Raw genomic sequence first — 12772 nt, 5'->3', positions numbered from 1 at the left:
GTAGGCGCCGTCGGGACCGAGGTGGTTGTACACCACGTCGAGCATGACGCCGAGGCCGTTGCGGTGCGCGTCCTCCACGAAGCGTCGCAGATCGTCGGGCCGCCCATAGACGCGGGCCGGCGCATAGAGATCCACGCCGTCGTAGCCCCAGTTGCGAGTGCCTGGGAAATCGGCGACGGGCATCAGCTCGACGATCGTGACTCCCAGGTCGCGGAGGTAGGGCAGGCGCGCCGCCGCGGCGCGGAATGTTCCTTCAACGGTGAACGTGCCGACGTGCAGCTCGTAGATGACCGCACGTGCCGGGTCCACGCCGCGCCAGCCCTCATCGTTCCAGCGATAGGCCGCCGGATCGATCACTTCGGACGGACCGTGAACGCCGAGCGGCTGAAACCGCGATGCCGGGTCCGGCATCGGCGCGGACCCGTCGACGCGGTAACGGTAGAGATCGCCGGGGCCGATGCCGCGCACCGTTGCGGAGAACGTCCCGGCCTCGGCACGCGCCATCGCGTGCTCGCCCGCGCGGCTTCCTGACTCGATGAGCACCGACACGCCGGCGGCGCGGGGGGCCCACACGCTGAACCGCGTGGCGCCCGCCAGCGGCTGGGCGCCGAAGCTCCGGCGCGTCGCGGAGGTCTTGGTCCTCATGCCCCTCCCCGGAGAAATCTCAGGATGCTCCAAAGGGGGATGTGGACCCAGTCTGGACGATTGTTCAGCTCGTAGCGCAGCTCGTACAGCGCCTTGTCGAGCACGAACGCGTCGAGCAGGCGCTCGGTGTCCTCGGGGCTGGACGGCAGGAACGCGGCGGCGGCCGCCGTGTCGAGATAGGTGCGCAGGAACGCCGCCGAGGTCCACGCCTGCCATGCACGGGCCCACGGCTCCATCCGGTCCGCCTCGTCCGGGCGCGTGGCGGCGTATGCGCCCAGCCCCGCGTACGCGGCGTAGCCGAACGATCGAAGCATGCCGGCGACATCCTTGAGCGCGAGCTGCTTCGCGCGCCGTTCCGCGAGGCTCCTGGCCGGCTCGCCCTCGAAATCAATGATGTAGTAGTCGTTCTCCGCCCAGAGCACCTGGCCGAGGTGGTAGTCGCCGTGGACGCGGATCTTCGACACGGGGGCCGCCGTGTGCGCGATCGCGCCGAACGTCCGGGTGATCCGCTCGCGGAGCACGATGAGCTCGCGTGCGCCGGCCGCGGTCTCGGGCGACAGCTTCGGCAACTGCGGCGGCACCGCGTCGAGCGTGCGGTCCGCCTCTTCCACCATGCAGGCGGCGAGCGCGCGGCGGTCTTCTTCCGTCAGCGGCTCGGGCGCGAACGCCTCGTCTCCTTCCGCGCCGGCAAGCGCCGCGTGCAATTCGGCGCTCCGCCTGCCCAGCGTGGATGCGTTCTCCAGGTACGCGCCGACCAGGTCGAGGGCCTCGCGGGGAATCGGCGTGCGAACGAGCTGGGTCCAGGGGAGCGCAGCGGCGGCTGCCGTGTCAGCGGAGGGACCGCCCGCCACCGACACGCGCTCGTAGTAGCGGCCCATCTCGCTGATCGCATGTCCCCATCCGTCGCTCTGGCTGGCAATGCGCGACTGCAGCATCGCGAAGCTGCCCGTCTTTCCGCCGCGGGCCTCGTAGTCAATCACACCGCCCAGGCGCGGCGCGCGTGTGAAGCCGGTGCGCTCGGTCAGGTACTGCGTGATCTCCACGTCGGGGTTCGGTCCCTCCTCGACGCGCCGGAACAGCTTCAGCAGCAGGCGATCGCCGAACGCGATCATCGAGTTGCTCTGCTCGGTGGTCGCCGGAGCGGCCTCGAGCGCCGCCGGGCCGCGAAGCTCGGGAAGCATGGCGGTCGCCCGGCCGCGCAGCACGCCCCCGCGGAGCGCCAGCGTTTCCTCCCGCGCGATCGCCTCGAACAGCGCATGCCCCGACGCCGCTGCGACGGCGGCATCGTGGATGAGGCCTTTCCGCGCGCCGCTCACATGTCCGATGACGGCCTGCGGGTGGTGGCGCTCGATGGCTGCCGCATCCGCCCCGCTGCTCATCGTGATCGGCAGGAGGTAGCGCTCGCGGCCGAGGTCGCCGTACTCGGCTTCGACGATCGTGACGAAGAGCGGAGACGGCGTGCGGCGCACGAGCCCCCAGTCCGCGAACCGCACCCGCCGCAGCTCGCGCGCCTTTCCGCCGAACCAGCGCTGGCGCCGCAGGAAGTCCGCCAGCAGGTCGCGCTCGATGAGGCCGCGCACGTTCCCTTCGAGCAAGGTGTCCCACGCGGCCCCCATGAAGAGCGGCGCCGCCTGTTCGCGAACCTCGGGCTCCTGCGCGGCGACCCGCGCCGCGACCGGCATCGGATTGAGCTGGAGCTTGAACCAGTAGAACGCGTACGTTCCGAGCGTCAACATGTACGGCTCGTCGGCGATGCGGGGGAACTCGGTCTGCCCGATCATCTCGATGGGCGTGAAGCCCTTGAACTCGGAGAGGTCCAGCTCCACCGGCTGGATCGTGCGTGCCAGGTTGGCGACGCAGAGCACGACGTCGCCCGCGTGCCGGCGCAGGTACGCGAGGATCTTGCGGTTGGCGGGCCGGAGGAACTCGATGCTGCCGCGCCCGAGCACGCGGTTCTGGCGCCTGAGCGCGATCATGCGGCGCATCCAGTTGAGCAGCGAATAGGGGGATCGTTCCTGCGCCTCGACGTTGATCGCCTGGTAGCCGTACACCGAGTCCATGATCACGGGCGCGTAGAGGCGCGCCGGGTCCGCCTTCGAGAACCCGGCGTTGCGATCGCCGGTCCACTGCATCGGGGTGCGCACGCCGTTGCGATCGCCCAGGTACACGTTGTCGCCCATGCCGATCTCGTCGCCGTAATAGAGCACCGGCGTGCCGGGGAACGAGAACAGGAGGCTGTTGAGCAGCTCCATGCGGCGCCGGCTGTTCTCGAGGAGCGGCGCGAGCCGCCGGCGGATGCCGACGTTGATCCGCATCTGCGGATCGGCGGCGTACGCCTGGTACAGGTAGTCGCGTTCCTCGTCGGTGACCATCTCCAGCGTCAGCTCGTCGTGGTTGCGGAGAAAAAGCGCCCACTGGCACGTGTCGGGGATGTCGGGCGTCTGGCGCAGGATCTCGGTGATCGGATGGCGATCCTCCTGCCGGAGCGCCATGAACATCCGCGGCATGAGCGGGAAATGGAATGCCATGTGGCACTCGTCCCCCTGGCCGAAGTACTCGGCGACGTCGGCAGGCCACTGGTTGGCTTCCGCAAGCAGGAAGCGCCCGCGGAAGCGTGTGTCGAGGCCGCGGCGGATCTGCTTGAGCACGGAGTGTGTGTCCGGCAGGTTCTCGCAGATCGTGCCTTCGCGCTCGATGAGGTAGGGAATGGCGTCCAGCCGCATGCCGTCGACGCCCATGTCGAACCAGAACCGCATCACGCGCAGCACCGCGCGCAGCACCTGCGGGTTGTCGAAATTCAGATCCGGCTGGTGGTGGAAGAACCGGTGCCAGTAGTACGCGCCTGCCGTGTCGTCCCAGGTCCAGTTCGACTTCTCGGTGTCGGTGAAGATGATCCGGACGCCTTCGTACTTCTGCTTCGTCTCGCTCCACACGTAGAAATCGCGCTTCGGTGACCCCTTCGGCGCGCGGCGCGCAGCCTGGAACCACGGGTGCTGGTCGGACGTGTGGTTGATGACCAGCTCGGTGATCACGCGCAGGCCGCGCGCGTGCGCCTCGCGCAGGAACTTCTTGAAGTCGCCGAGCGCTCCGTAGGACGGATGGATGCCCTCGTACTTCGCGATGTCGTACCCGTCGTCGCGCAGCGGCGAGGGATAGAAGGGCAGGAGCCAGATCGCGTTGACGCCGAGGTCGCGCAGGTAATCGAGCTTCTCGGTCAGGCCCGGGAAGTCGCCGATGCCGTCGTTGTTGCTGTCGAAGAACGCCCGGACGTGCGTCTCGTACACGACGGCGTCCTTGTACCAGAGCGGATCGTCCGCGAAAGCCGGATCCGTCATGACGCCGTGAGCCGCAGAATGTGCCCGGGACGCAGCTGGGGGTCGAGCCGCACGTAGTCCCACTCGCCGTGCCAGTAGTAGGTCTCGCCGCTCAGCAGGTCGTGCGCCTCGTACCCGCGGTCCGGCACGAGCCCGAACTCCGCGACCGGCACCCGGATCCAGCCGTGCTGCATGACGTGGGGATCGAGATTCGCCACGATCAGCAGCGCGTCGCCGCCGTCGGGCGACCGTTTGCTGTAGCAGATCAGGTGATCGTTGTCCGTCTGGTGAAAGCGCAGGCCCCAGTTCGAGCGCAGCGCGGCATGCTCGTGCCGGATGGCGTTCACCCGCGCGATGAGCGGGCGCAGCGTGTCCGGCTGGTTCCAGTCCCAGTGCCGGAACTCGTACTTCTCGGAGTTCAGGTACTCCTCCGATCCCGCGCGCACGGCGCGGTTCTCGTACACCTCGAACCCGCTGTACACCCCGTACGACGCGCCGAGGGTCGCCGCGAGCAGCAACCGCACGCGGAACGCCGGCCGTCCGCCGCGTTGCAGGTACTCGTGCAGGATGTCCGGCGTGTTCACGAACAGGTTCGGGCGCATGTACTCCCGCACGTCGGTCTGCGTGAGCTCGGTGAAGTACTCGACCAGCTCCGGCTTCGAGTTCCGCCAGGTGAAATAGGTATACGACTGCGAGAACCCGAGTTTGGCCAGGTGCCGCATCACCTTGGGCCGCGTGAACGCCTCGGACAGGAAAATGGTGTCCGGGTGCCGGCGGCGGATGCCGGCGATCATCCACTCCCAGAAGCGAAACGGCTTGGTATGCGGGTTGTCCACGCGAAAGATCTTGACCCCATGCCCGATCCAGAACTCGACGATGTTCTTCAGCTCGTCCCAGAGGGCGCGCCAGTCCTTCGAGTCGAAGTCGAACGGGTAGATGTCCTGGTACTTCTTCGGCGGGTTCTCCGCGTGCTTGATCGATCCGTCCGGCCGCTGCCGGAACCACTCCGGGTGCTCGGCGACGTAGGGGTGATCGGGTGACGCCTGGTAGGCGAGATCGAGCGCGACCTCGAGGCCGAGGCGTTCTGCGACGGCAACGAACCGATCGAAGTCGTCGAGCGTGCCAAGTCCGGGCTCCACCGAGGTGTGTCCGCCGGCGCTGCCGCCGATCGCCCACGGACTGCCCGGGTCGGCCGGCGCCGGCTCGAGGCGGTTGTTCCGCCCCTTGCGGAACGTCGTCCCGATCGGATGGATCGGGGACAGATAGACGACGTCGAAGCCCATTTCGGCGATGCCGGCCAGCCGCTCGGCCGCTTCGGCAAACGTCGCGCTGCGGCCGGGCTCAGGGCTGTAGGAGCGCGGGAACATCTCGTACCACGCGCCGGCGCGCGCGCGCTCGCGTTCCCCCAGCACGGTGAGCGGTGGGTCGATCGTCGCCGCGGCCGTCCGATCGTCGCAGCGCAGCATGAGCGCCCACAGCTCGGGAGAGAGTGCCGCGGCATGCCGGTCGGCCTGCTCGCCGCGCTCCAACGCGTCCAGAAACCCTTCCAGGCGTTCCCCGTCCGTCCGGGGATGACCGTCGGCGACGGCGGACACAACGAGCGCCGCGCGCACCATGAGCGCGCCCTCCTGCAGTTCGAGCGCCACATCCTGCCCGGCGGCGACCTTCTTGGAGAGGCCGTCGCGCCAGGTGGCGAAGCGGTCCACCCATCCCTGCACGGTGAACTCGTACAGCGCCACGCGTTCCACCGTGAACCGCGCCTCCCATCGATCGTTGCCGAGCGGCAGCATGGGGATTTCGCGCCAGGCTCCGGCTGCCGCGTCGTCGTACTCGCGCTCGCGAAATTTCAACACGGCGGCCACCACGTCGTGGCCGTCGGCGAAGATGTCGGCCTGCACGGTGACGGCTTCGCCCACGCAGCGTTTGACGGGGAAGCGGCCGCCGTCGACCTGCGGCTGGACGTTTTCAATGACGACTCGCGGCGGGAGCGTGGGAGCAACCTCAGCCGTGCGGGCGCGCGTGACGGCTGAGCTTCGGCGACGTGACGGCAACCGGTGCCTCCTGATTCCGAGGTTGCGCAGACCTCACATGTTCAACGTGCCATCTTCGTGCCCGGTGCCGGTCGCCCCCTCGCGACGCAGGAGCGCCAGCGAGTGGGCCTCCATAGGATACGCGCTGCCGGGCGAGAGCACGACGTCGGGGGCCGTGTCGCGCGCGGTGTCGAACATCGGCCTCCACGATTCCGCGCCGCCGTCGGGGGGGAGCTGAAACGACAGGGGGGCGCCGGCGGCGTTGTAGAGCACGAGCAGCGTCTCGCCGCGGACCGGCCGGCCGCGCCCGTCCAGTTCGTCGATCGCATCGCCCGAGAGCAGCACGCCCAGGGCGCGCGCGTCGGGCGACTGCCATTCGCGGTCGGTCATCTCGCGCCCGAGCGGATCCAGCCACGCGATGTCCTTGATGCCCGCGCCGCGGATCCCGCGTCCCTGAAAAAACTTCCGCCGCCGAAGCACGGGCTCCCGCCGCCGCACCCATACCAGCCGGCGTGCGAAATCGAGAAAGTCACGCTGTTCGGGCGTGAGGTCCCACGGCGTCCAGCTCAGCTCGTTGTCCTGGCAGTACGCGTTGTTGTTGCCACGCTGCGTGCGGGCCATTTCATCGCCGCCGCCGATCATCGGCACGCCCTGCGAGAGCATCAGCGTCGCCAGGAAGTTGCGCATCTGCCGCAGGCGCAGCGCGCTGATGTCCGGATCGGCGGTGGGCCCTTCGACGCCGCAGTTCCAGCTCAGGTTGTTGCGTTCGCCGTCGCCGTTCTGCTCGCCGTTCGCCTCATTGTGTTTGTCGTTGTGACTGACGAGATCGGCCAGCGTGAACCCGTCGTGCGCGGTGATGAAGTTGATGCTGGCGTACGGGCGCCTGCCGCTCTGTTCGTAGAGGTCGCTGCTCCCAGACAGCCGCGTGGCCAGCTCCGACACGATGCCGCCGTCGCCGCGCCAGAAGCGGCGGATCGTGTCGCGGTACTTGCCGTTCCACTCCGTCCACTTCGTGGGAAACTGCCCGACCTGGTACCCTCCCTCGCCCAGGTCCCACGGCTCCGCGATGAGCTTCACCTGCGACAGCGCGGGATCCTGGTGGATGATGTCGAAGAAGGCGCCGAGCTTGTCGACGGCGTACAGCTCGCGCGCGAGCGCGCTCGCCAGGTCGAAGCGGAACCCGTCGACGTGGCACTCGTTCACCCAGTAGCGCAGGCTGTCCATGATCAGCTGCAGCACGCGGGGGCTGCGCATGTTGAGCGTGTTGCCGCAGCCCGTGAAGTCCTCGTACGCGCTCAGCCGCCCGGGCTGCAGGCGATAGTACGATCGATTGTCGATGCCGCGCAGCGAGAGCGTGGGACCCAGCTGATTGCCTTCCGCCGTGTGGTTGTAGACGACGTCGAGGATCACCTCGAGCCCGGCGGCATGAAGCGCCCGAACCATCATCTTGAACTCGCGCAGGGCCTCCATCGGCGATCGCGACGAGGCGAACCGCGGATCGGGCGCGAAGTAGCCGAGCGTGTTGTATCCCCAGTAGTTCGACAGCCCGCGCGTCACGAGGGGCCGCTCGTCGATGTGGTAGTGCAGCGGCATCAGCTCGACGGCCGTCACGCCGAGCTCGAGGAGATGGCTGATCGCCGGGTCCGATGCCATCCCCAGGTACGTGCCGCGTTCCGCCTCGGGGATGCGCGGGTGGAGCTTCGTGAAGCCCTTGAGGTGCGCCTCGTAGATGATCGTCTCGTGCCACGGCGTGCGCGGCGGGCGATCGTCTCCCCACGTGAACGCGGTGTCGGCCACGGCAGCCAGCGGGGCATACGGCGCGCTGTCGCGCGTATCGAACGACGCGTCCGCGTCCGGCGCGCCCGGCGTACAGCCGAACAGCGATTCGTGCCAGCGCGCGGAACGGCCGACGACCTTCGCATACGGATCGAACAGCAGCTTGTGAGGATTGAAGCGGTGGCCGGCGTGCGGGTCGAACGGCCCGTGGACCCGATACCCGTACAGTTGGCCCGGCCGGACGTCGGGGAGGTAGCCGTGCCACACCATGTCGGTGTGCTCCGGCAGCGGGATGGTGAGGCACTCGCTCGCAGCGTCTGCCGACTGGAACAGGCACAGCTCGACGCGGGTCGCGTGCTCCGAAAAAATCGCGAAATTGACGCCGTTGCCGTCCCACGTCGCGCCGAGCGGATACGAAGAGCCGGGCCAGACTCGCATTCGGAAGTCACCATGATATAGCGTGGACGCGTGCGCGACCGCAGGCCGCAGGACCTCGACGGCATCCGCCGGTGGGCCCGTCTCTTCGACAGCCAGTTCCGAATTCCGGGGACGCGCATCACGTTCGGGCTCGATCCGATCCTCGGCCTCATCCCCGGCCTCGGAGACATCGTCGGCCCGATGTTCGGCCTCGTGGTGATCGCGCACGCGTGGCGGATGCGCGTGCCGAACGTGGTCATCGCCCGCATGGCCGTCAATGCCGGGATCGACGCCGCGCTGGGCGTCGTGCCGCTCCTGGGCGATGCGGTGGACGTGTTCTGGAAAGCCAACCAGGCGAACGTGCGGCTGCTCGAGCGGCACGTCTTCGAGCGGCGAACGGCCGGAGCGGGAGACCACCTGTTCGTGATCGGCGTCGTCGTGGCCGCGCTCGTCATCGCCGCGCTGCCGGTGATCGCCGTTGTGTGGGCGCTCAGTCGCCTAGGAGTTCTCCCAACGGGTTGAGATCCTCGATGTGGTCGCAGGCGGACTTGACGAGCATCATCATCGGCACCGCGAGGACGACGCCCCAGAGCCCCCAGACCCAGCCCCAGAAGAGCAGCCCGACGAACACCGCCGCGGGATTCATCCGCGCGGCGCGCCCCATGAGGGCCGGGGTGAGCAGCCAGCCTTCGAGCGAGGTGATGGCGAACGCCCCGGCGGCGACCGCGAAGGTTCGCCCCGGCGTTCCGAACTGCACGAAGCCGATCACGGCGAGCGCGACGCTGACAATCACCGGACCGAAGTACGGAATCGTGTTCAGGACTCCCGCGGTGATCCCCCAGAAGAGCCAGGCGTCGAGGCCCAGCCACCAGAGCGTGCCGGCGGTCGCGGCGGCGACGATCGCGCTCGTGCCGGCCAGCGCCAGCATGAATCGCGCGACCTGCGACGAGATGTCGTCCAGGATCTGCACCGTCACGCGGCGCCGGCTCAGCGCCGGCCCGGCGATCTTCACCATCTTGCGCTTGTAGAGGTCTCCGCCTGCGAGCAGGAAGTAGGCGAGGAACAGGATGACCATCAGCTCGCCGAGGAAGCCAATCGTGCCGAGGCTGCCCCACCACAGATAGTCGCCGGCGCGGAACGCGGGCTCGACGATCTGCACGCGCTGCACGTCGCCGGGCGGGCGCGTCGCGGGGGGCGCGGCCTCGTTCGCCGTGCGCTCGATCTCGGCCGCCGCGCGCTGCATCTGCTTCAGCGCCCCTTCGCCGGAACGCCGCTGCTCGCGCAGCACCTCGCGCACGCGGCGCGCCGCCAGCGGCAGCGACTGCACCACCTCGATCGCGTCGTCGCTGACCGCCCAGATGCCGGCGCCAATGCCCGCCGTGAACAGCGCGATCGCGACCGCCGCGGCGAGCGCCCGGACCATCACGCGCGCGAGCGCGCTCACGAGCGGCGCGAGCGCGAATGCGATCAGGATCGCCAGGACGATCGGGATGAGCACCGGCCGCGCGAAGTGCAGGACGTGGACGATGGCCACGCCCGCGATCACGATGACCGCGGCGTGCGGCGGCGGAATCGAGACGACGGGTGCGGCGTCGTGGCCGTTGGTCTGCGGCGGCATGGTACGCTCAGGATTGTAGCCCACACCCATGCGCGTCTCGGACTTCGACTTCGAGCTGCCACCTGAGCTGATCGCGCAGGAGGCGGCGCCCCGCGGGACCTCGCGGCTCCTCGTCCTGGACCGCGGGAGCGGCGCCACGCGGCACGCGCGGATCGGCGATCTTCCGGGACTGCTCGCGCCCGGAGACCTGCTGGTCGTCAACGACACGCGCGTGTTCCCGGCACGCCTCCTCGGGCGCCGGGCGCCGAGCGGCGGTGCGGTCGAGTGCATGCTCGTTGAGCGGATCGGCGGCACCGGATCGAGCGAGGAGTGGGACGCGTTGATGCATCCGGGGCAGAAGCTGAAGCCGGGCGCGCGACTCGTCTTCCAGGGTCCGGCGGGCACGCTGCACGGCGAGGTGCTGGAGCGGCGCTTCTTCGGCCGCCGCCGCATCCGGCTGTGGGCCGTCGACGGCCCGGAGGTCGGCGCACTCATCGACGCGCTGGGGCACGTACCGCTCCCGCCGTACATCCATCGTCCGGATCGAGCCGACGACCGGGAGCGGTACCAGACCATCTACGCCCGCCGGCGCGGGTCGGTGGCCGCGCCGACCGCCGGCCTGCACTTCACCGGCGACATCCTGCGCGCGCTCGACGCGCGAGGGGTTGGCCGCGTCTCCATCACCCTGCACGTGGGCTACGGCACGTTCCAGCCGGTTCGAGCCGCGGATGTCGAGCAGCACGTCGTCGAGGCCGAGCGTTACGAGATCGAAGATGCCGCCGCCGCGCAAATCAATCGGGCGCTCGACGATGGCCGCCGCATCGTCGCCGTGGGGACGACGACCACGCGCGCGCTGGAGAGCGCGGCGATCGCCGGGAGCGGCCGGCTTGGACCAGGGCGGGGCGAGGCCTCCCTCTTCATCTATCCCGGCTACACGTTCCGGGTCGTGCAGGCGCTGCTGACGAATTTCCACCTGCCGAAGTCATCGCTCCTGATGCTGGTGTCCGCCTTCGCGGGACGGGAGCCTGTGCTCGCCGCGTATCGCGAGGCGGTCGCGGAGCGCTACCGGTTCTACAGCTACGGCGACGCGATGCTGGTGATCTGAGGGATGTGCTCACTGCCGGACGGCGCCGAGCTCGATTCCTGCCAATATCCATCGACCCGGCATGTCCACCCCCTTGATCTCCTGGTATCGCGTGTCGAGGAGGTTCGTGCCTTCGACGAAGAGACGAGTCGCCCTGAACGCGCGCGACACCCGGGCGTCGGCGATCCAGTAGCGGCGGCCGTCGGACCGGCGCACGAGCGCGAGCCGCTGCCCGAGGCCCACCGCGCCCGGCAGCGGCGCGCTCGCCTTGAGCGCGAAGGTGTCGCGCGGGTAGTCCAGCGCGTACTTGGACAGGAACGGCACACGTCCCGCATCCGCAGCGAGGCGTGAGTAGTCGGCGGCCACGAACGCGCTCGCGCCGATGGGCCGCCGAAGCTCGAGCTCGAAACCGGTCGTGCGAAGGCGGTGGATGTTCGTCGTTCGCCATCGCTCTGCCGCCGTGTTGCGGACCCAGTCGATGAGGTCGCGCTCCGAGCGCCGGAACGCGGTCGCCGACGCGACCCAATCGAGCCCGATGAACCAGTCGAAGCCCGCTTCGAGATTCCACGCGCGCTCCGGCCGGAGATCCCCGCTCGCCTGATGCGCCGGGTCGCGGTAGTACAGCTCCGTGAAGGTCGGGATTCGGAACGCCCGCCCGGCCGCGCCGCGAAGCCGGACCGCCGGCGCCAGCCAGAGGCTTCCTGACAGCGCCGGGCTCCACGCGCTCCCGAATGACGAATAGCGATCGTAGCGGACGCCCGGATAGAGCACCGCGCGCGGCCCCAGCGCCTGTTCCCATTCCAGGTAAAGGCCGGTGCGCGCCACGTGGTGGTCGCCGAGGTTGTTCGATCGGATCCAGTCCACGCCCGTCTCGGCGCCAGCCGCAACACCGCTCCGGCTGCCGAGCGCGCGGCGGAGCTTCGCGGTCGCGAGCACCGCGTGCGTGCGATGCCGGCTCTCGAGCACGCCGGGCCGCCGCACGTCCCACAGAAAGCGATCGCCGTGCGTTCGATAGGAGGCCACCGCGCTCGCCTGCCACCGGCCGATCTCGACCGGGTCGCGCTCGATCGTCACGAGCGTCTGGTCCGTCCACTCTCGCGACGGAGACGGTCCGTAGAAGCCGTTGGCACCGAACTCTTTTCGCACGTACCCAAGGCGCGCGCGCGTGCCGCCGGCCAGGACGCCGGCGCTCGTCGCCAGCGTGCCAAAGTCGCGCGCGAACATGAAGCCGGACGATCGCGCGCCTTCGATGGCCAGCGAGGGCAGGCGCGGCCCGGCCCCCGCCCAGCGCATCGTTCCCTGCAGCAGGCCGAAATCGCCCGCCGAGAGCGACCCGCTCGCGCCGCCCACGGTCTTTCTCGTGATGACGTTGATCGTGCCGCCAAACGCGTCGGCGCCGTGAAGCGACGAGCCCGCGCCCTGAAGGACTTCAATCCGTTCGATGTCACCGATCGGCACCGGAATATCGCCGTTGTGGTGGCCCGACTGCGCGTCGTTCAGCCGCACGCCGTCCACCAGGACGAGCGTCTGCCCGAACGACGCGCCGCGGATGGAGAAGTCGCTCTGGATGCCGAACGGCGCCCGCGCCCGCACGTCCAGGCCGACGGCGTAGCGCAGCAGCTCGGCCACCGAACGGGCCGGCAGTCGCGCGATCTGCTCCCGCGTGAGCACGGTCACGGCGCGCGCGAGGTTGTCGAACGGGACGGGCCGCGCCGCGGCCGTCACGGTGACGGTGTCGCGCACCTGGTGGGGCTGCGCAGCCAGGCTCGTGGAGAGAGAGAGAACGGCGAGCCAGCCGAGCGCTGTCTGGCGGGCGATCGCTGCGACGCGATTCATATCAGAGCATCGTACCGCACGGGTGCGCGAGACATCGTGCGGCTCACGTCATGATTGTGCCGTGCGCCTACCG

8 protein-coding genes (1 of these 8 cut by a window edge) are annotated in these 12772 nt (G+C 69.4%); 2 read left to right on the top strand and 6 right to left on the bottom strand.

Annotation, left to right across the window (positions count from 1 at the left end; all coding sequences use genetic code 11):
- The 4 genes in view from HYU53_00535 to glgX are tightly spaced (at most 33 nt apart) and all read right to left on the bottom strand, a layout consistent with a single transcriptional unit that may run on beyond the window.
- Window positions 1–645, bottom strand: partial view of a hypothetical protein gene (locus HYU53_00535; GenBank protein ID MBI2219680.1) — the 5' portion only. 249 nt of this gene lie to the left of the window's left edge; the window shows 645 of its 894 coding nt (coding positions 1–645); its start codon is at window positions 643–645; its stop codon lies beyond the left edge, outside the window.
- Window positions 642–3980, bottom strand: a complete 3339-nt coding sequence (gene treS, locus HYU53_00530) for a maltose alpha-D-glucosyltransferase (GenBank protein MBI2219679.1) — start codon at window positions 3978–3980, stop codon at window positions 642–644. Before treS ends, HYU53_00535 begins: the two co-directional genes overlap by 4 nt.
- Complete coding sequence (locus HYU53_00525; protein MBI2219678.1) at window positions 3977–6010, bottom strand: alpha-1,4-glucan--maltose-1-phosphate maltosyltransferase; 2034 nt, start codon at window positions 6008–6010, stop codon at window positions 3977–3979. Before HYU53_00525 ends, treS begins: the two co-directional genes overlap by 4 nt.
- Window positions 6011–6043: 33 nt before the next feature.
- The gene (gene glgX, locus HYU53_00520; GenBank protein MBI2219677.1) at window positions 6044–8203 is read right to left on the bottom strand and encodes a glycogen debranching protein GlgX; all 2160 of its coding nucleotides are present in this window, start codon (window positions 8201–8203) and stop codon (window positions 6044–6046) included.
- Window positions 8204–8233: 30 nt separating this feature from the next.
- On the opposite strand from glgX, the gene HYU53_00515 reads away from it, so the two are divergent.
- A complete protein-coding gene (locus tag HYU53_00515; GenBank protein MBI2219676.1) occupies window positions 8234–8704 on the top strand; it encodes a DUF4112 domain-containing protein in 471 nt (156 codons plus the stop codon).
- On the opposite strand, the gene HYU53_00510 is transcribed toward HYU53_00515, so the two are convergent.
- On the bottom strand, window positions 8673–9800 hold the full coding sequence (locus HYU53_00510) for an AI-2E family transporter (GenBank protein MBI2219675.1): 1128 nt from the start codon (window positions 9798–9800) through the stop codon (window positions 8673–8675). The genes HYU53_00515 and HYU53_00510 overlap by 32 nt on opposite strands.
- Before the next feature lie 28 nt (window positions 9801–9828).
- Between HYU53_00510 and queA the strand changes: the two genes are divergently transcribed.
- On the top strand, window positions 9829–10884 hold the full coding sequence (queA, locus tag HYU53_00505) for a tRNA preQ1(34) S-adenosylmethionine ribosyltransferase-isomerase QueA (protein MBI2219674.1): 1056 nt from the start codon (window positions 9829–9831) through the stop codon (window positions 10882–10884).
- Between the two features lie 9 nt (window positions 10885–10893).
- On the opposite strand, the gene HYU53_00500 is transcribed toward queA, so the two are convergent.
- Window positions 10894–12699 carry a TonB-dependent receptor gene (locus tag HYU53_00500; protein MBI2219673.1) on the bottom strand — a complete coding sequence of 602 codons (1806 nt, stop codon included), beginning with the start codon at window positions 12697–12699 and terminating at the stop codon, window positions 10894–10896.
- Window positions 12700–12772: the final 73 nt, after the last annotated feature.

This window comes from Acidobacteriota bacterium (assembly GCA_016184105.1).
GTDB lineage: Bacteria > Acidobacteriota > Vicinamibacteria > Vicinamibacterales > 2-12-FULL-66-21 > JACPDI01.
Note: the sequence above shows the minus strand (reverse complement) of the source record. Positions and strands in the feature narration are given on the sequence as shown.